The following is a 19971-nucleotide window of genomic DNA, read 5'->3' on the forward strand; positions in this document are numbered from 1 at the left end:
TGCTTGTTACTGAACAAAAAAAGACAGCCGGTAATTCGACTGTCTTTTTAAACATATATTAAGCTTGTTTTTCCAAATCTTTTGTTTTCGTAAGTTCTTCTCTTGCATTTCTTAAGCCACCAAGTACATTTTTAACGGCCAACCACATTCGCATATTCTTCCTTGCAAGTTCAGAATCTTTCATAGCAGGATCTAATTTACTTACGTACTCAAGAATTTCTTCTCTTGGCATTTTAGCAGACTCTTTAAGCACATCTGCATTTTCTGAAGAAATGTAACCAATTGCTTCAAGTGTACTAATATCAATCCCAGGTCTGCCAGTCGGTAACGCTTCATTCTCTTCAATTTCTTGAATTTCCTGATCTAAACCTGTATTAGTATTCGTTTCAGTATTTGTTGCAGCAGCTGCAGCAATTTCCGGAGGATTGATCATAAAGCGTTTAACGTATTCTTTGTAGAAATTTTCAACAGCCTTATCAGCATCTCCATCTTTCCCCTTAAAAATCTCAATTAAGTATTCATACATAATTGGGTTTTTTTCAGCTAACTCGTGGGGTTCAGCTCCTGTAATAAAAAGGTTATGCGCTTCAAAAATTACTCTATCTTCATTCCACATTTCATTAATAAAATTTGTAAGGTTTTTAACTGAGCCAAAATTTTCGGAGATTTTTTCTTTTAAATCTTCTCCAATGTTTTTATGACGAAGCGCTTCAATTTCAGCATCTGGACCAAATCTTTTTTTATCCTGAGAACGTAATTTCATCATTTTATATAAAAGAAACTTTTCTCTTTCTTTTAAATGACGTTGTAAAAATCCTGTTTCTTTCTCAAATCTGCTCCAAGATTCAAAGGTATTTATTACTTCTGTAAAAAATTCAATATTAGTATTAAATATTTCTTTTTCTGTTACTGGTTTATATGATAAAAAAAGTCTATAAAATTTATTTTTAAGTTCTTCCTTTTTAAGTTCGATCTTTTCTTGTTGATTCATTAAAATTCAAGCTCCTTTTTTTCGCCTAATAATATTATTAGCAAAAAAACATAAAAAAAGCTAGACGTTTTCATCAAAAAACTTAGGAAAAAAGACGTATTTTTATTTTTTACTAAGTTTTTTCACGAAATATATACTAAATTATACTGAAAAACAGGTTTCCGATATATCAAATTTACCACCAAAATCCCCCGAAAAAATTATCGCCCTATTTTCGAAACTTTTTTTGAGAATAATTGAAGCTTTTTTAACTACTTTTTAGGCAACAAATTTAATTAATAAAAAAAGCCTCAATATTAATTAAGGCTTTTTTTATTAATTTAACTCTGAATTTTTAGTGTGGGAATAAACGTTATAGACGCAACCCATCATCATACACATTATTATATTCGAGGTACCTCCATAGCTTACGAAAGGCAAAGGCATACCTGTAACAGGAAAAAGACCAGATATTACAGCCATATTAATAGCAGCTTGGAACAATAAGAGCAACATAACTCCCATAACAAGTATTGATCCAAAGTCATCTTTTGCTCCTAAAGCGATTGAAGTTCCAAATAAATAAAGGCCTACTATTAGCACAATTACAAATAGCACTCCAGCTAAACCTAACTCTTCTCCAATTACACCTAAAATGAAATCTGTATGATTTTCAGGTAACCAGCCAAATTTCTGTCTTCCTAGACCTAAGCCTACTCCAAACAATTCTCCGGAACCTAAAGCATACCAGTTTTGAGTGATTTGATATCCATCTCCCAGCTTATCTGCTAGCGGATTTAAGAATGTCAAAACCCTTTGTCGTCTGAATTCTGATGTTAAAATAATTAGTGCTCCTACTGCAACACCACTAAAAATCCCACCAAAAAACAGTAGTCTATTTAAACCGGCAAAGTAAAGCATTGTTCCAGTTACTAAAATAATAATCATAACTACAGAAGCGTGATTCTCTGGAATACCAATTAACGCACCCATACCAATTATGTAGATTGCTATTTTACCAAGAGTATTTACGGTATTTAAGTTATTGCGCTTCTTAGCAACAGATAGCCAGTAAGCTACTGTAATAATCATAACAACTTTCGCTAATTCTGAAGGTTGAAATTGGAATACTCCTAAATCAAGCCATCTCTTCGCACCGTTAACTGTTAAACCTAATGGAGTGAATCCTACTAACATTAACAGAACAACCATAATTCCGTTGGCCCATAACATCCACCCTTTCCATTTTGTATAAGGGTACATCGCTACAACAACACCGGCTACAAGGCCTACAATGTTATTTTCCAGCTGTTTTTGAAAATATAGATACATACTGTGATTATGTGTTTCTGCAAGTGATTTTACTGAACTTGCGCTAAATATCATCATTAACCCAAACAACATAAGGGTTAAAAGTAGAAGTGTAAATAACGGGTGAAACCTTACTTTCTGCATAAATTAGAACCTCCTTAAACTACCCTGTTTTTTCTGATAAAAAGAAAAAAACCCCTCTTTTAAGAGGGATTTATTCTGAAGTTGAAGTTGAAATTTAAAAGATAAAACTATAACACCTTTTAAGCAGAAGTATTCTCCACAAGACCGCGTAACTTTTGGCTCATTAAAGTAAGGCCGCCCTTCATTTCATCCAATTGATTTGCTTTTGCAACAATTTCACTTTGAATTTCTTGAGCACGTTTATCCATCTCATATTTAATGAGCTTCGCTTCTCTAATTTTGTCTTCTGCAGAACGGCTAATATCATACGCATTTTTTTGTGCTTCGTTAATAATACGCTCTGCTTCCATCTTAGCATCTTGAAGAATTTGTTCTCTTTCAAGTTCAGCATCGTCTACAATACCCTCGGCTTTAGTTACTGCGCCTTCGAATAATTCAGTGATTTGTTTTTGCATACGTTCCATACGCTGATCTTTTGATTTAAGGCGTTGCATCACTTCTAACTCGTTATCTTCCGTTTTAGGCTGAGAAGAACTGACAGTAGTTTCGGCTACGCGCCCTTTTTTGTTGTTCTCATAAAATTGAAGTAACTGCTTTGAAGTTTTTTCTAAATGCTCAACATCAGCTGAGATTTTAGTTAAAAAATTATCTACCATATCAGCGTTATATAAACGTTTTTGCGTAAAAGGAACCTTGATTTCCTCAAATGCTTCGCTAAGAATTTCTTCGCTAATAGGAATATTATTTCTTCTCATTTGTCTATTTGCCATTTATAGCCCCTCTAAGGGTTTTCCCCTCCTTATAGTTTTGCTCCCTTACTAGAAGGGAGCAATATTATGTATTATTTAGCCTTGGCGACGGCGAAGAAATGTTGGAATTTCAATTTCGATATCTTTTTCAATTTCTGCTAAAGTAGCATATCTTGAAGAAGTACTCATTGCTTCTTTTTCTTCACGTCGAGGAACTGTAAGTTCAACGTCTTCGTTTCTCATTGTTTGCATTGGCTGCATTGATTGTTGGTCCTTTTCCATACCTTGAGAAGACCAACTTTGACGAGTTTGAGATTCTGATAATTCATCTTCAAAACCAGTCGCTACAATTGTAACTTCCACGCGATCTTCTTCCCACTTCGGATCGTCTGTAATAACGTGACCAAATAGAATTTCAGCATCTTCATCAGCGTGCTCTTCAATCATTAACGCAGCACGGTTAATTTCCATAAATGAAAGTTTGCTTGAACCAGTAAAGTTCATTACAATACCTTTTGCTCCGGTAATTCCGTGAGTTAAAAGTGGGTTTGTCATAGCTTGTTTAGCTGCTTTAATAGCGGCTTGCTCACCTTTTGCTTCTCCGATACCCATTAAAGCTGAACCACCTACCCGTACAGCAGTACGGATGTCTGCATAGTCGAGGTTGATATGACCTTTTTTATTAATTAAGTTAGAGATACCAATTGCAGATTTAGCTAGAACTGAATCTGCTAATCTGAATGCATCTTCCACTGAAATTTTTTGAGCTTCGCCTTCTTCAAGCGATTCAAGAATTTTGTCGTTAGGAATTGTAATTAACGTATCTGTGTTTTCGAACGTCTCTTTGCGTCCTTTTTGACCTGAACGCATACGTTTACGTCCTTCAAAAGAGAACGGTAATGTTACAACTCCAATAGTTAAGATATCTAACTCTTTACAAATAGCTGCTACAACAGGAGCTGCTCCAGTACCAGTTCCGCCACCCATACCTGCTGTGATGAATACTAAGTCTGCACCTTCTACTGCTTGGCGAATTTCTTCTCTAGTTTCTTCCGCTGCTTTTTTTCCGATCTCTGGGTTTGCACCTGCACCTAAACCGCGAGTTGTTTTAGAACCGATTAATACAGTCTTAGCTTTTGTATTCTCTAATACTTGATTATCAGTATTAATAACGATGTATTCAACACCTGAAATTTGGTCTTCTACCATACGGTTTACAGCATTACACCCTGCTCCACCAACACCAATAACCTTAATAATTGCATTCTCTGCTTTTTTTAGAGTGAGATCTTTTTCTTTTTCCATCTTAAAACTTACCTCCTAGAATTCCATATACATTTTTTTCTTGATATCTTAACGGTGAAAAACGACTTATTTCGTCCTTATTGTTAATTTTCGTAGTCATTATATTTTCTAAAAAAATTAAAAAACAATAGTTCTTAATAGTATTTTTAAATTTTTTATCAGATTTTTTCACTCTGAGTTGCATTAGATTTATACCTGCTATATAATCCAGTTATGATAAAATTTACAGAAAAGAAATTTCATAGTAAAGTTATTCACTCTTGTAAGTATCAAGTGGTTTGGTGCACTCATAACCAAAGAGATATTTTAAAAGATGGAGTGGAATTAAGGTTAAAGGAAATTATTGAGGAGACAATGAGTGAAGTCTCAGGAGAAATACTTGAACTAGAAATACTGCCAGAACAAGTTCACTTAACAGTAGCGATAAATCCTCAATACGGAATTGATAAATTAGTTCGACATTTAAAAAGGGAATCTTCAGCACCATTACGAAATGAATTCCCTGCTGTGAAAAGTCGTGTCCCGTCAACTTGGACATCAAGCTACTACGTCTGTACTCTAGACTCAACTACAAAAGGAGCCATAGAAGAATATTTAAGTAGTCAAAAGACTAAGTAACTAATTAAAAGGCAGCTTTAATTACACTAATAAATAAATTAAAGTTGCCAATAATTCCAAAATACATATACAGAAAATTCATAATATTAAAATAATAGGAGGAAATAATTATGTTATTAACACGCTGGAATCCAATTACTATTCAAGGTAGAGAATTTAAAGTAGATGAAATTTACGAAGGACAATACGAAATTTCTACAACGTTAACTGATAAGCGTAAAACAAAAAACTGTCTTAAAAAACTAATTAAAGAAGCTCTTCAATGGGATGACCTACCTCTAGAAAATCGCTCTATTTGCGAAGTGAAGGTGGGAAGTAAATTATATATGTTAATTGAAGATGCTAAATATAATATGTCAATGCCAAATACAGAACTACTAAGTGCATAAAAAACCCTAATAAAAATAGTAATAATAATATAGATCATAGTGATAGCCATAATAGTTACATAAAAAAAACGACTGCTTATAGATTACGGCAGTCGTTTTTAAATATGCTGATCATAGTATTGCATTAATTAAAAGACATTTCTATTGTTTTCTTTTTCTCATTCCAAACTAATTTTGCTTGATAAGGCTTACCCGCTTTACTGACAAACCCATCTAATTTTTCAGTTTCCTTCTTATTAATTACTTCTTCTATTAAATCAACTGTCATTGGTTTCCCTCCAATATTCTTCCATACAGTAAACTTGCAGTTCTTAGAAGAAAAGTTGTTGCAACCGAATAACTTTTCCATTTCTACTATAGTTCCACCACAGCAAGGGCACTGAGCAGAAGTCTCTGTTCGTTCCAATGGTTTTCTTTCCGGAAACTCAAATTCTAATTTTCCATTTGCATATTTTAAGTGTGCTTTGAAAGAATTTTTTGTTGTCTTGCTTTTAAAGCCATCTAACAACTCTGTCTTATTATTAGTTATTAAGTCGGTAATAACCTTTTGTGAAAGCTTCTTCCCGCCATACTCTTTGGGTAAGGATAAGCAAGAGTGCTCCTTTGTATTGTTTTCACAATGCACAAACTTACCTCGATCAAACACTTTACCTCCGCAAGTTGGGCAAGATATTTCTAATTCTTTTACCTCTGCTTGTTCAAAAACAAACTCAAATCCGCTGTATTCCTGATTTAACTTTAATTTAGCATCAAATGTCTTACCAGCTTTAGTTTTAAAACCTTTTATTTGGTTTGTTTCTCCTTTTGAAAGCATCTGTTTTAATTGGTTAGCTGTGATTTTTTTATTTAAGAACCCTTTCCAAACTCGAAAACAAGCTTGCTCCCTGTTACTGCTTTTACAAGCAAATCCTTTTTGAAACTCTATAATAGGTTGATTGCATTTAGGGCAAACGCCTACCGTATTTTCGCTTTCTTCGCTTTCAAATTCTACTGATAATGTTTTTTCTTTTAATTCTTTAATTTCTTCCGAAACGAACTGAACGATCCGCTCATAAAAGTCGTCTTTATGTACCTTTTCTTCTTCAATGAGGCGTAATTCTTTTTCCCACTGAGCGGTTACCTCTGGTGATTTAAGACGTTCTGGAGCAATTTCAATGAGTTTAACGGCTAAGTCAGTTGCTATTATTTGTTTTCCTTTCCGGATAACATACTTTCGTGCAATTAGGTTCTCTATAATTTGAGCACGAGTCGCCACAGTACCTAAGCCGACATCAGCTTCTTTCATTTCTTTTTTTAAAGCGGCTTCTTCCAAGTAATCTTTTGCATTCTCCATAGCCTTACCAATAGTACCCTCAGTATAATGAGGCTTCGCTTTCGTCTGTTTTGCTAGCAGGCCAGATTTTGCGATAATGTTTTCTTCACCTTTTTCAATAGGAGGTAATGTTTTTTCCTCATTGTCGCTATCTTCTTCTATATCTACTGCATCTTTTCCATATACTACTTCCCAACCTGGATCTTTTAAGATACGTCCATTTGTTTTAAAAGTTTCTCCTTCTACCTCTGTTACAATTTCTGTTTTCTCGTAAATTGCTTCCGGATAAAACACAGCTAGAAAACGACGTATAACTAGGTCGTATATGTTTTCAATATCCTCTTTAGTTGCAATTACTTGCTTGTTTTTCACTTCATCGGTAACTTCGTTTAAATTTAAAGATTTTTTAGTAGGGATAATTGCATAATGATCGCTAACCTTTTTATCGTTAACGAAGTTTTTACTTATCGGAATGTTTCTAGAAATGATATTTGTTACAAACTCGGAGTATTTTGTGGAGTTTACAGCTTGAAGTAATTGAGGTAGTTCCGGTACTTGAGAGTTCATAATATATTTAGAATCTGTTCGCGGATAACTTAGTACCTTATATTTATCATAGAGCACTTGAGCAACATCTAACGTTTTCTGCATAGTGAAACCAAACTTTTTATTGGCTTCAGCTTGTAATGAACCTAAATCAAATAACTCTTTTGGGTTTACTTTTTGCTCTATTACATCTTTTACAGTTACCTTGCCTGATTTTCCATTAATTTTATTAAGTATTGCTTCTGCGTCAGATTTCAATTCAAACTTTGTGTTCCCCTTAGCATCTTTAAACCACATACCTTCATACTTATTATTAAAATTAACTTTTAACTCGTAGAAATCTTTTGGTTTAAAGTTTTCTATTTCTAAGCGTCTTTGAACTAGCAGACTTAAAGTAGGAGTTTGAACCCGACCAACGTGTAATCTTCTTCCCGTTTTAATACTAAAAGCTACTGTCAAATTATGACCTAAAATATAATCAGCGAATTGTCTTGCGTATGCTGCATCTACTCTAGGAGCAAGAAAATCTTGACCTCTTAAGTTTTCAAATGCTATTCTAATATCATCTTCAACCTTTGATTGAACCCATAGACGTTTTACAGGCTCTTTCATACCGATAACCTCTATCACCTCACTTCCAATGAGATGACCCTCTCTTTCCGCGTCACAGGCACTAATTATTTCAGTATAAGAAAATTGTTTGTACACTTTCTTTATATTTTGTAATTGTTTCTTACGAACATTGTCGAATTCATTCTTTATGGGCAAATGATACTCAAGTTTACCCGTTGGAGGAACAAACGGTATAGACTCCCAATTCCACCCTCCGAATTCCTCTTTCGAATATTCTGCAGGTTCTTTCGAATTAACTAAGTGACCATAAGCCCATACGATGACGTATTCATTATTCTTAAAATAACCATCACCTTTGGTAAACTTCCCTGTAAAACTCATTGCTGCTGCGAATGCTTTTGCCATATCTGGTTTTTCGGCTATTACTAACTTCAAATTGCATCACTCCTTGCTGCATATAAAGAAATGAAGTTAAAATGAAAGCGGTTTATAACCGCTCTTTTGGTAAAACTCTTGCTATACGAACATCTCTATAGCGGTACAGATTAATTTTTGTATATACTTCACCTGTGGTTTCATTATAGACGCCTATTAAAGGAAATAGCGGGATTTGTGAATTTACTTGAATAATCTCACCGGACATCCCATTGTTTAATTCAACTCGGGCGCCTTCTTGATAAGGGTTAAATTTTTCTTTAAATAACATAACGTAATCTTCTGCAAAAGCTTTGTTCTTCTCTTCTTCTATCTTTTCAGAAACTTCAATTGGATGAAACGGAGGTCTGTGAGGTCTAAAACTTGATAATGCATTATACGTTTCTGCAATTGCTATCACTTGAGCTATTGGTTGTATCTCATACCCTTTTATATGTAGTGGATAGCCGCCACCATCAAACCGTTCGTGTGTTTGTATAACAAAATTAACATCATTTTTACTAAAACCATATTTCTCTAGTAATTCTCTTGAGTAATGTGGGTGTTGTTGTACTTTTTTAAATTCTGAATCTGTTAATCCGCCTTGTTTGTGTGTTATTTTCGCTACTTTAACCTTGCCAATATCGTGAATTAATGAATAAAATACAATTTCAATTAGATGCCTGTCTATACGGTTATCAAGCATTAAAAGTTGCGCTACTACCATCGACATATTAATTGATGAAACAAAAGAATAATGATCAACTTCTCTCATTAAAGATAAGACTGATAGAATTTTTTTGTTTCGCTGTAATTTCTTTTCTAACCCTGTATATAATTTTTTTGAAGATGACATATCCCATAAACTACAGCTGTATACGACATCCTCTATAATTTCTAATGTTTCCTCGTTCGTAAATGTACGTTGATAATAAGGAGCAACATAAACATATTGCATTTGCAAATCTTCGATGCATTCCTTCTCAACATCACGAATAGAGGTACCTTTCGCCAAGGCTAAAAGCCCATCGTGACGATATAAGTTTTGCTCTAAGAAATCACCGTACTTAATTTCGGGGATTGCTACCATATCCATTCGTTCATCACCTCTTTTCTGAATTTTATTGGTATTTATTTATTTTTCAAATATAAACACAAAAAAAATGGCTGAATATAATATAAACAAATAACATTCGTATTTGGAGGAGAAGATTATGAGTAAATCAAAATCTAAAAAAACAAGACAAAAACTAATTAGAGAGGGGAAAATGGACCCTCAACTAAATCGTAGTTTTTTCACAAAAAATAGAGATGCATTTAATTTCACTACTGAAAAGAAAGGCAAATCTAAAAAAGATTTAATCTATAAACAAATAGAAAACGATCCTTCGGAAGACTAGGATCGTTTATTTTTTCTCTACCCATATTTTCATTTGGTTGTACCAATCTTTTAAATAAATCCGTACTTTATCTTGCTTTACTTGTTCTTCAACTTTCTTATCTAGAGCGTCATCTTGGCCTGATACATAAATTTTAACAGGAGTATCCCCGCTTTTGACCATACCTAGGCGTTGAGTGGCTTGTTTCTCTATATAAGAATCCGTTTTAGCTTGTTGAAGCTCTTGTTTAGCTCCTTTAATACGATTATCCAATTCAGAAATATCATTTTTTAGTTCGCTATTCTCAAACTTTAATTGAATGGTGAATAAAACGTTCATTAAAAATGCAAACCCAACTACGAATGCGATGATTAAATAAGTATATGTCTTATTTCCCGCAAACCACAGTAATATTTTCTTAGCCACGCTGTCACCCTCCTTAACACTATTTATCCAACCTTTTTTTATGATTTTTTACTTTAATTCCTCTAAAAAAATACCCTAAAAAAACAAAACGGTTAATTATTTAGCCTTAAAGCAAAAGCGTTTATAATAATTCTCACCTAGCTACAACATTTTAGGGAACAACAATTTACTACATAAAAAATGAGCCTTATATTTTAAGACTCATTTTTTACTTTAAAAGATGTTGCTATATTTTCATCTTTAATTTGTGGTGTAATTATTGTCCCAACACTGAGCTTGTCTTTAAAGTTAGCCCACACATTGTAGTAAACGACTAATTCCTTGGCACCTTCTTTACTAGCTACTTTTAGAAAAGCCATTTTTCTTCCCTTTTTATCTTTTATTGGGGAAATTGATTCAATTACGTACTCTTCAGTATCCAGCGTTTCAATAATTTCATTGAAATTGCTAAATGTGTACTGGAGTAGTTCCTGTTCCCAATCAATGTAGTGAAGAGTAGGATTTTGTCCATTTAAAGGTTTTTGATTCTTCTTGTCCTTTACACTTTGCCAAATTTGATATCGATCACCAAAGCAGTCAAAAACACCTGCACGTATTAAGATGTCCATAGTTCTACCTGACATTTCTTTTAGAAGATCTTTGGCTTCTGAGAATGATTTCACTTGTTTATTTGAGATTAACTGCTTTATTTTAGAAGCTTGTTCAGGGCCCACCCCTGCTATAGCTGCTAAACCCATCTGTATTTCTCCATTTTTAGTCACTTCGAAATGGACATTTGATTTAAATAAGTCAGGCTTTAAAAGCTTTATATTCATATTTCTGACTTCATCTAAATAGACTTTCAATTTCTTTCTCTTGTCAATAGACACATTCATTGATGAAGTCATAAATTCTACAGGGTAATGAGCTTTTTGGAATGCTGTTTCGAATGAAAACACTGCATATCCTCCAGCGTGTGAACGGTTAAAACCGTAATCAGAAAACTTCTCAATTAAATAGTAAATATACTCTGTAATTTCAAGTTCTCTACCATTAGCAATAGAGCGTTCAATAAATTTTTTCTTTTCAGCTTCTAATAAACTTCTTTTCTTACCAGATATAGCTCGCCTTAATAAATCCGCTTCACCTAGGGCATATCCTGCCCATACCGATGCCATCTCCAATATTTGCTCTTGGTAAGTGATAATACCGTGCGTTTTATCTAAAATAGGTACAATATCTTTGAATTCAGGAGAGCTTGGATCTAGTTTTTCAAATGACCAATATCCTTTTGTTTTATTTTCTACATAACGAGGTATTTCTTCCATAGGACCTGGTCGATATAGGCTTAAAATATCCATTAAATCTTCTATACTGCTTGGCATAACTTCCTGACACGTTTTCCGCATTCCTTGAGACTTCATTTGGAAAACTCCCACAGATTTACCTGAACGATAAAGGTCAAATGTTTTTTGGTCGTTAAAGTCCAACTTATATACAGGCTTACCTAGCTTCTCTCTAATTTTCTCCGTACCTAACGTAATATCTAGCGTTTTTACTTTTAAGAAATCAAATTTTGTTACTCCTAAACGTTCAACCTGATCGTCTTGCTTAGTAAACGCTAAAACTAATTCTCCGTCCCTATTTATAAGCGGAAGTTCGTTTAATTCTTGGCTAATGATTACGCCCGCTGGATGAATTGATATTGCTTGAGGTAGACTAGCTATACCGTTCACATATTCAAGTACGTGTGAATAACCTTTTTCTTCTAATCTTTTTTCTACTTTTTTACCCGCAGCTGTCTCTAAAAATTCATCTAAATTATCTAACCCTTTTGGAAACCAAGTCTCGATCCGCTCATTAATACCAAAGATATTTTTCACAGACTGAATAGCATTAATTACACCAAACGTATTAAACGTTAAAATTTTAGAAACACAATCTGTTCCATACTTCTCTTTAACATAATCAAAAAGTAAGTAGATAAGACTTGCTGGTAAATCAATATCAATGTCTGGTTTATTTGAACGGTATGGGTTCAAAAACCGTTCAAATTTCAATTCATATGTAATAGGGTCAATTTCAATAATATCTAAGCAGTAGGCTAACACACTACCTACGACTGAACCTCGGCCTCTTCCCACACGAATGTTCCTACTTCGACAATACCTAATAAAGTCTGCTACCATAAGAAAATAAGTGTAAAAGCCTTTTTCGACAATAACCGAAAGCTCGTGTTTAAGCCTTGCAATTGCATAAGTTTTGTTTTCCTTATTATAACGTTCATTAAAACCGTATCCTGCTTTATAACATAATAATGCTATCTTTTTCTGTTCCCAACTAGATTCAGGAATTTTAATTTCCCTGCCAAAGAAGCGATTCCAACTTGCCGGTATTGGAGTGTTTTTAATTTCATCCTGGTTCCAATATTCCATCTTTTTTTCTCTAAATTCCTTATGACCTTCAACAATAAAATCCTGTTTTATGTTCTCAAAAAATCTTTTAGTTCTATTAAATTCAAAAGGGCTCATTTCATCCTTTAAGAATTGAAGCGGCAGCATAAAAGAGCGGTAATTATCTTCTACTAACTTCCCAACCTTTATTGCTTTTCTCATTAAACTTACCTCGCGTTCAGTAGGATCAAGGTAAGTAATTTCTTTAATCTTTAGTGTATGTACACCTGATTTTTCTTTTATTATTCGTGTACTACGAAAAGACTCCTTACGGTCTAGAATATAAACTCTATCAGCAATAGCCTTTAACCACTTCAGTGCGTCTAATTCCTTTTGAATAATCTCTTTTTTGGTAACTTGATTTGGCACTAACATAACTTCAAAATCTTCTTTTTTTATGTAAGAAAAGTCGTTAGTACGATAAGCTTTTTCTAACTGAGCAACCTTTATTAGTACGTTCCCTTTAGGGATCCAAAGCAGCTTTACCCCATCGTTTTCTTTTTCAATAGAATAAAGGATATTTATATTGTATTCGTGATTAAGTTTTTCAATTTCTAACCAAGCATAAGGACCATTATCAGCGATTAACAATGTGTCTACGCTTAATTCTTTTGCTTGTTCTAAAAGAGAAAGTGGCTCAATATTTGTTTCTAAGCTGTATTTTGTTTTTACTATGTACAATGCCTTCCCCTCCTTTGCACATTATACCTCGTTCGTTTTTATACTATGAAAAAAACTTTGCGGAAAATAAATCACAAAAAAGACCACTTTTTCCAATTTGTAAAAGTGGTCTTTTTAATATAGCTTTGTTTTAAACTATAAAGATTTTCTATACACTATGCATTTCATCTTAAATATGTATATTTAAGAAAAATTACTCTTCTGTAGATTCTTCAACAGAAGAACCTTCTTCTTTAACAGGAGTGATACGAGTGATAACCGGCTCATATACATATTCACCTTCAAAACCGTTTTTCGGACGGCGGCGGATATAACCACGAGCTTTTACCTTTGTATCTAGCTCAATTTCCTTAGCAATTTGCCAAGCAACTGCACCGTAAGCAATCATTGGAATGTAATCAGTATAAAGAGTTTTAACTTCTCCATTCTCATCAATGATTTCTTTAGCTACTTCAAGAACAAAGTCGTTTACCGTTAAGCCTTCTGTGTTACGACGAACCCAAGGGATTTTGTTTCCTTCTTCATCTAACACTGCAACTGGACGGCCTTTTTCGTCTTTTTCAAGAACGCCTTCTTCGTTGAATTTAGCTTTGTAAAGTTTACTTTTTAATACGCCGTGGAATTCAATCTTGTTTCGTGTACGAGTATAGCCTTCCACTTTTTCATTCTTTTTAGAAAGAATGCGCGTAATTGTGTGACGTCTGCCGCTCTCTTCGTCACGGCGATCATACGCACGATACTCACCTTTAACAAATAATAAGTCGCCTTCTTGGATTCCGCCAAGGCTGTCCATTTTTGTTTTAGTAATTAATACAGGCAAAACTGATGTATCTGTAACAGTTTTTTTAGAGTTTTCAAACTCTACTTCTACTTCAACAACGAAGTATTGTTCAATAACTTCAACAGTTTCTTTGTTTCTTAAGTCGTGATTGAATTCAGGTCCTTTCACAACTTTGCCGCACCATACACCACGATTTAATCCAAATGTTTGTTTTTCCATAATAATTCCTGGTCAAGTGACCAGTTCGCACCTCCTATTAATATCTATCTCTATCATTTTGTATTAAGCCTTTAATTGACTGTGAGGCCTTAAAATTATTTTCAAATAATTTGTATTTAACCTTCCAGTCATCATATTCTTTTTGTAAAACAAGAATTTCTTCCTCTAAGGGTTCAATTTGGGTAGTTACGAACTCTCGGGTAACAAATTCTGCTTTATCGGATAGGTCCGCTTCTCTAGGCTTCTCAGGTCTACGAAGACGCACAATTTCTTTTGCTTCGACGCGAGTATATCCTGTTTCCATCAATTTCTTCATTTCTTCTACTTCATTAGTTAGAGCTTCTTCTAGCTTTTTTCTGTATGCATTAATAGTTCCTAACCGAATCTCGCTTTTTTTAATAGCTAACTCTCTATTTTTCTTACTAATTAGGAGCTTTTTATTAGATATCTGCGATTCTAAGTCCACTAAAATATTACCGATCCAACCAATTACAGCTGGATTTTTTGCTAATATTTCTGCTATCTCAGATGGTTGAGGATCAGATGGAATCTGTGTTAACAAAGGATCATTAATTAATTCTTCAATTTTTTTATAACGGCTATTATCGTCTTGATAACGGGACAAAATTTTCCCTCCCCATAATATCGAAGAATATATATGTAGTTTTTCTTTTTCTTTCAACTTCGAGTGAATTATATTCTTCGTTTTTTTATAAAAACAAGAGGACTATATAAAAATATTTGAGCAAACAAAAAAGGAACCTAATTCGTTTAGGCTCCAATTTGGTTAGCATCTTTTTCATTTACTTTATCGAATGTTGTTACCGCTTTAGAATTAGCCTGAAAACCCTTTTGGGCTAGCATTAACTCGTTCATTTCATATGCAATATCTACATTGGATTGCTCCAAAGTCTGAGGTGCAACAATTACATTATTAACGGGATTGAAAATATTTATTTGACCGGTGTTATTAGCCTGAGTAAGAACCTGTTTGTTCTTTAATACTTTTAGAAGTGATTGGTTAGTATCAAAAGCTCCTAACACTTTGTCTAGTGATCCAAATGTATCTTGAATATCGGCAACCGTCATTACTTTAAACATACTTCCTTCGGTCTTCTTTAGGTATCCTGTATTCTCTTCGTCTACTGTACGAATTTGAAGCTTTGCAATCTCTTCTCCGCTCTCTTTGTTTAGAACTCTTCCTTCTTTATCTATTGTAGCTTCTACACCAGTTGGAATTTGAATACGATTACCTTCCACATCTAATAAAAAGGCACCATTCATTAATGACAAGTTTCGCTCCTCATCAAGTTGAAAATGACCATCTCTGGTTAGTCTTTTTTCTCCGTTAATCCCTACTTCAAAGAAAGAAATGCTTTTATTTCCGTTTTCATCTGTTGTATTTTGCAAAGAAACATCTAATGGACTTTCAGTAACTTGCAACAATCCTGGATCAAAATTAGTTTGAATATCGTCTGTATGTACCTCTTCCTGAAATTTACCTATTACTCCGGTTTTATCGTTTGAGATGATTCTCCTTAAACCTTCTTCAAAAACACTAAAAGTCTCGTGGTCTTTTTTATAGCCGTTACTTCTAGAATTAGCTATGTTATTTCCTATTACATCAAGTTTGTTTTGGAATGATATCATTCCCATTGCACCAGTATATACGTTTGCCATATAGCACCTCTATTCGTTATTTAGTAATAGTCTTAGTTTATTTATTCCATCGTGGTGAAGCTGAGAAATCCTAGCTTCTGATACGCCTAATTCGTTTGCAATTACACTTATGTTTTTATGTTGAAAATAATAATTATCTATTACATACTTTTCTTTGTATTTTAACTTATCTAAATAAAATCTAACTTCTTTTTTCTTTTCATCTTCAAGCATTTGAACTTCTGCATCTTCTGTTTTATCTACTTTTTTCTCGAAATTTGGATTTTCATAAAACGCATCTATAGACATACCATTGTAAATTAGTGTTTTTAATTGCAACTTGCTAAATTCTTTTTCATTCAGGTTTAAGTAATCCATAATTTCCTTTTCATTAACTTTGTCATTCTTAGCTATCTCTATCTCATTTTTAATACGTTCCATTTTTTTAATACGTTCTAATGTAGATCTAGATACACCCTGAGAATGTTTGGCATATTGCCTTAAATGATCTACTATTTCCCCTCGTATTCTTATAGAGGCGTAAGCTTCAAACTTCTCTACCTTATCGGGATCGCAATTATCAACGGCCTTTATTAGACCTAGTACTCCGAATTGATATATATCCTGTTTTTCTATGCCAACAGGTACTTTTATTTTTTGAGTCTCTTGTTTAACTAAATTTAAATAACTTTCAACAATTTGATTTCTAATTTTTTGGCTTTTTTCTTGAGTATAAAGATTCCAAAGCTCGTTACGAGACGGATTCATTTGAAACCACCTCTACTTTCTAAAAAAATTACTAAACAACCTATCATCTATTTATCCATTATTTGCTGAAACTCTTTTCAAAACAAAAAAAAGCCTTCTCATTTAATTAGAGAAGGCCTCCCAAAGCTTTTGGGTATAGTTCTTTGTTGAAAATAATTCAATATCATCTGGAACCTTTTGTCCATAGGTTAAATATGAGATTGGAATATTGAATTCCTTATATAAGTTGTAAATAAACCCATAAGAATCTGTTTCATCCATCTTCGTAATAATTAGATGATCTATGCTAACACCATCATAGGCACGAATTGTTTTAACCATATCTTTATACTTCTGATTTGCGGCCAATACTAAACTTACACTCTCAGGGTTAACCGTTTTAAGATACATTTCAATTTCTTCTTTCATTTCAGTATCTTTTGGATTTCTTCCATACGTATCAATAAGGATGTAATCCATCCCTTTTTGATGTTTAAATACGTTAACTGGAATCTTTAGTTCATCAATATTACTTTGGATAAGCGGAAAATCTAGTTTTTCAGAGTAATTTTTCATTTGCTCATAAGCGCCCACTCGAAAGTTATCTGTTGTAATAACTCCAATTTTTTTAGAACCTTTTTGAAGACGATTCATAATTTTAATAAGTGTGGTTGTTTTACCTACACCTGTAGGGCCAAATAGTGTTAAGATCTGATAGTCATTTTTTTCTGCCCAATCAGTCATTTCCTGTTCAATAACACTATTTACTTTTTGTTTCCACTCTTCAAGTGTTTTAGGATTGTCTTTTTGCGCTGTTTCTAGTAAATGCTCAATCCATTTCGAATCCACTTCTTGTTCTTTTAGATAATCCCAAACCGCTGAGAACTCTGAACTTAATACTTTTTCAGTTTCTGGTTTAATTTGTTCAATTTTAGTTAAGGTTTCTTCATTTTTTAAATTAGATACTCTTTCGTTTTTTGATTCTTTAAGAATATCAATAATTGTTTTGCGATCCTTTTTCTTTTGATCTTGAATTAGCTCAAATTCAAATATGTATTGTTTTCTAAACCATTTTCTTTTTTTACCTTTGTTTAAAACTCTATAGCTGCTGCTGCCGTACTCTTCATCAAGTTTTCTATAAATTTCTTCCGGAGAAAACCCGATCTCTTTTCTAATTTGAGACATATTTTCTGGGGAAATTCCCCATTCACCTCCTCATTAAATACTTGCTATTACCTTGTTTTTCACATTCGATGGCAACTCGTAAATGGATATTACAGGAGTATCTGTATCAAAGTTTTCCATCATTCTACTAATTGCGGGGCGAAGTTCAGGTCTTTGAGTTACTATCACTGGTTCAATTTTTAACGTTCGAGCGTTATCTTTTTCTTTCTTTAACCGCTCTAAAAATTTAACTTGCCAATCATAGTTCATAGAAAGAACGTTTACGCCATTATGGGAGTTTACAACAAGCTCTTCTTCGTCCTTTACTGAAACAAGATAAAGCTTGCCATCATTGTTGATATAGTTTTCACATATTTGACGTGAAATCCTTTGTCTTACAAATGAAACGATTGTATCAATATCCTTGGTTTGATTGTAAGCTTCAATAAAGGATTCAATAATAGTAGGTAAATCTTTAATTGAAACTTTTTCTTTTAAAAGAGAAACAATTACTTTTTGAAGTAAGTATAGGTCATCTATTTTATCCATCTTATCCTTGAGAATCGGATGTTCTTCTCCTACTTCTTGAACCATATCTGCTACCTGTTGAAGGGAAATAAATTGATAGAGGTTTTTTTCCATAATTTGATGTAAATGCGTAGCGATAATTGTGATAGGACTCCAAACGTCATAACCTTTGTCAGCCGCATCGTCTAGTTGGTTTTCATTAATCCAATAAGCTTCTTGACCAAAGATTGGATCTTTCGTTTTCTCACCTTCAATTTCGCTAATTACTAGGGGAGTAGGAATGGCTAGAATTTTATCTTTCTTTATTACTCCAGAGGCTACAGCACTTTCTTTTACTTTTATAACGTACTTAGTCGAAGGGTGAAGTGATACGTTATCTCGTATTTTAATCGGGGGGATTTTAATACCTAACTTATTAGCAAAGATTTGTCTCATTAAATCTGTTTTGTCGTGAATACTCTCTTTTTTATTACCAAAAACATCTGTACTATCTGCCATAAAGTATGGTGCCAATTTATATCCTACCTCTAGAACAACTGGCTCAACAGAGCGTTTAACTTTAACTTCTTTTGAAGTAGTTTGTTCTGTCTTTCTTTTTCGTAGCTCCTCATTAGCTTTATTTTCTTCCTCAGCTTTTTTATTTCTTTGCATCATATAGCCTGCAAATATTAATAGCGCACCTGGAACTGCTAGTTGGAAAAATGGTAAGCCTGTAATTCCTAAGACAATTAATACTGAACCTGCTATGTAGAGATTGCGGGAGTTTGGAATAAGTTCTTGTAGAATCCTTTGGATAACACTATTGCTTTTCGCTTCTCCACCTTCATCGTCTTCCTCTACTTTTGCCATAACAATTGCGCCAGATACTGTAATCATAAGAGCAGAAATTAAGTTAACTACTCCGTCACCGACAGTTAATAAAGTAAAGCGGTTGGCGGCTTCTGCAAATGGAAGGTCTAGTTCTACCATACCAACAATTAAACCTACGATTAAGTTAACAACAATCATTGCTATACTGGCAAAAACGTCACCTTTAATGTATTTACCGGCACCATCTAAAGAACCATAGAAATCGACTTGCATTTGAAGTCTTCTTTTTTGCTTCTTAGCCGTTTGGTCGTCAATTGCTCCTTGATTTAACTCATTATCAATACTCATTTGTTTACCAGGCAAAGCATCTAGCATAAATCTTGCTGATACTTCCCCAAAACGACTTGCTCCATTGGCAACTATAAATTGAACAATTAATAAGATAATAAACATTACTAGACCAATAATGATTTCATCCTGAACAATCAAGTGTCCGGCAGATTCAATTACTGTCCCTGTATTACCACCAGATATAATCTTTCGAGTAGTTGCGATGTTAAAAGCAATTCGAAAGATTGTGCTCATTAACAATATCATTGGAAATGTTCGCAGCTTGTCCCAGCTATCAATGGTTGAAGATGTTAATAAAACAATCATTGAAAATGCTAGGGAGGCTGAAATACATAAATCGATAATTATGCCTGGCATAGGTATAATTAAGAAGATTACCCACGCTATAACACCGAAAATTAATAACGTGGTTTTAAACTCTTCATAAAATGGTTTTAAATTCATTAACTTTCCCCCTGCTTAA

17 protein-coding genes are annotated in these 19971 nt (G+C 33.6%); 3 read left to right on the plus strand and 14 right to left on the minus strand.

The window, feature by feature from the left end; genetic code table 11:
- Nucleotides 1-58 precede the first annotated feature (58 nt).
- The 4 genes from WKH56_RS09585 to ftsZ form a co-directional block, all read right to left on the minus strand.
- Nucleotides 59-991 carry a hypothetical protein gene (locus tag WKH56_RS09585; RefSeq protein WP_316911030.1) on the minus strand — a complete coding sequence of 311 codons (933 nt, stop codon included), beginning with the start codon at nucleotides 989-991 and terminating at the stop codon, nucleotides 59-61.
- Between the two features lie 315 nt (nucleotides 992-1306).
- Nucleotides 1307-2425, minus strand: a complete 1119-nt coding sequence (locus tag WKH56_RS09590; protein ID WP_316911029.1) for an FtsW/RodA/SpoVE family cell cycle protein — start codon at nucleotides 2423-2425, stop codon at nucleotides 1307-1309.
- Between the two features lie 119 nt (nucleotides 2426-2544).
- Nucleotides 2545-3195, minus strand: coding sequence for a DivIVA domain-containing protein (locus tag WKH56_RS09595; RefSeq protein WP_316911028.1), 651 nt, complete (start codon nucleotides 3193-3195; stop codon nucleotides 2545-2547).
- Nucleotides 3196-3270: 75 nt separating this feature from the next.
- Nucleotides 3271-4479 carry a cell division protein FtsZ gene (gene ftsZ / locus WKH56_RS09600; RefSeq protein ID WP_316911027.1) on the minus strand — a complete coding sequence of 403 codons (1209 nt, stop codon included), beginning with the start codon at nucleotides 4477-4479 and terminating at the stop codon, nucleotides 3271-3273.
- Nucleotides 4480-4692: 213 nt separating this feature from the next.
- On the opposite strand from ftsZ, the gene tnpA reads away from it, so the two are divergent.
- Both tnpA and WKH56_RS09610 read left to right on the plus strand, forming a co-directional pair.
- On the plus strand, nucleotides 4693-5097 hold the full coding sequence (gene tnpA, locus WKH56_RS09605; RefSeq protein WP_316911026.1) for an IS200/IS605 family transposase: 405 nt from the start codon (nucleotides 4693-4695) through the stop codon (nucleotides 5095-5097).
- A gap of 110 nt (nucleotides 5098-5207) precedes the next feature.
- Entirely contained in the window at nucleotides 5208-5486 is a 279-nt protein-coding gene (locus tag WKH56_RS09610) for a hypothetical protein (RefSeq protein WP_316911025.1), read from the plus strand.
- A 124-nt stretch (nucleotides 5487-5610) separates the two neighbouring features.
- On the opposite strand, the gene WKH56_RS09615 is transcribed toward WKH56_RS09610, so the two are convergent.
- Together WKH56_RS09615 and WKH56_RS09620 are read right to left on the minus strand one after the other, a co-directional pair.
- Complete coding sequence (locus WKH56_RS09615; RefSeq protein ID WP_342835456.1) at nucleotides 5611-8352, minus strand: type IA DNA topoisomerase; 2742 nt, start codon at nucleotides 8350-8352, stop codon at nucleotides 5611-5613.
- A 52-nt stretch (nucleotides 8353-8404) separates the two neighbouring features.
- A complete protein-coding gene (locus WKH56_RS09620; RefSeq protein ID WP_342835457.1) occupies nucleotides 8405-9427 on the minus strand; it encodes an HD-GYP domain-containing protein in 1023 nt (340 codons plus the stop codon).
- Between the two features lie 118 nt (nucleotides 9428-9545).
- Between WKH56_RS09620 and WKH56_RS09625 the strand changes: the two genes are divergently transcribed.
- A complete protein-coding gene (locus WKH56_RS09625) occupies nucleotides 9546-9731 on the plus strand; it encodes a hypothetical protein (protein WP_316911022.1) in 186 nt (61 codons plus the stop codon).
- A 6-nt stretch (nucleotides 9732-9737) separates the two neighbouring features.
- Here the strand turns inward: WKH56_RS09625 and WKH56_RS09630 are convergent, their stop codons facing one another.
- The 8 genes from WKH56_RS09630 to WKH56_RS09665 form a co-directional block, all read right to left on the minus strand.
- Nucleotides 9738-10136 carry a septum formation initiator family protein gene (locus WKH56_RS09630; RefSeq protein ID WP_316911021.1) on the minus strand — a complete coding sequence of 133 codons (399 nt, stop codon included), beginning with the start codon at nucleotides 10134-10136 and terminating at the stop codon, nucleotides 9738-9740.
- Between the two features lie 194 nt (nucleotides 10137-10330).
- Nucleotides 10331-13249, minus strand: coding sequence for a DNA polymerase III subunit alpha (gene dnaE / locus WKH56_RS09635; protein ID WP_342835458.1), 2919 nt, complete (start codon nucleotides 13247-13249; stop codon nucleotides 10331-10333).
- Nucleotides 13250-13442: 193 nt separating this feature from the next.
- Nucleotides 13443-14249, minus strand: a complete 807-nt coding sequence (locus tag WKH56_RS09640) for a hypothetical protein (RefSeq protein ID WP_342835459.1) — start codon at nucleotides 14247-14249, stop codon at nucleotides 13443-13445.
- A gap of 37 nt (nucleotides 14250-14286) precedes the next feature.
- The gene (locus WKH56_RS09645; protein WP_342835460.1) at nucleotides 14287-14874 is read right to left on the minus strand and encodes a hypothetical protein; all 588 of its coding nucleotides are present in this window, start codon (nucleotides 14872-14874) and stop codon (nucleotides 14287-14289) included.
- Nucleotides 14875-15020: 146 nt separating this feature from the next.
- On the minus strand, nucleotides 15021-15929 hold the full coding sequence (locus tag WKH56_RS09650; RefSeq protein ID WP_342835461.1) for a flagellar hook-basal body protein: 909 nt from the start codon (nucleotides 15927-15929) through the stop codon (nucleotides 15021-15023).
- A 9-nt stretch (nucleotides 15930-15938) separates the two neighbouring features.
- Entirely contained in the window at nucleotides 15939-16676 is a 738-nt protein-coding gene (locus WKH56_RS09655) for a sigma-70 family RNA polymerase sigma factor (RefSeq protein ID WP_316911016.1), read from the minus strand.
- A gap of 102 nt (nucleotides 16677-16778) precedes the next feature.
- Nucleotides 16779-17840, minus strand: coding sequence for a flagellar biosynthesis protein FlhF (locus WKH56_RS09660; protein WP_342835462.1), 1062 nt, complete (start codon nucleotides 17838-17840; stop codon nucleotides 16779-16781).
- 33 nt (nucleotides 17841-17873) lie between these two features.
- Complete coding sequence (locus WKH56_RS09665) at nucleotides 17874-19952, minus strand: FHIPEP family type III secretion protein (RefSeq protein ID WP_342835463.1); 2079 nt, start codon at nucleotides 19950-19952, stop codon at nucleotides 17874-17876.
- Between the last annotated feature and the right edge of the window lie 19 nt (nucleotides 19953-19971).

This window comes from Priestia sp. SB1 (genome assembly GCF_038898415.1).